Source organism: Acetobacter pomorum (assembly GCF_002738225.1).
GTDB classification, from domain to species: Bacteria; Pseudomonadota; Alphaproteobacteria; order Acetobacterales; family Acetobacteraceae; genus Acetobacter; species Acetobacter pomorum.
Map to the genome: position 1 here is coordinate 1 of NZ_PEBQ01000085.1, position 258 is coordinate 258.

Annotated in this window: 1 protein-coding gene; it reads right to left on the bottom strand. The window is 59.3% G+C overall.

The window, feature by feature from the left end:
• Positions 1 to 73: 73 nt before the first annotated feature.
• The coding region (locus CSR02_RS05440; RefSeq protein ID WP_208616810.1) for a transposase at positions 74 to 258 on the bottom strand (185 nt) is incomplete at its 5' end.

The window sequence follows — 258 nt, forward strand, 5'->3', positions numbered from 1 at the left end:
ACGCAGTGAGGGTGTCACGGCCTGAGAAGGCAGTGTTGGTGGAAGCTATGTGGTCTGTGCACTGTCTGTTTCTTCAGATGGCCTGCCGGAGCCTTCGCAATCGTGCATGAGCGAGGGCGAATTCATGCTGACAGGGGAACATGTCCGGCATGGACAGGACAATCCGACGGACGCTGAGCGTTACACGTGTCGCGATTTTGAGCAGTCGTGCGCGTATGGTGCCACAGGTCGCCGTCTCCAGGCTGGTCTGGCCAAGGG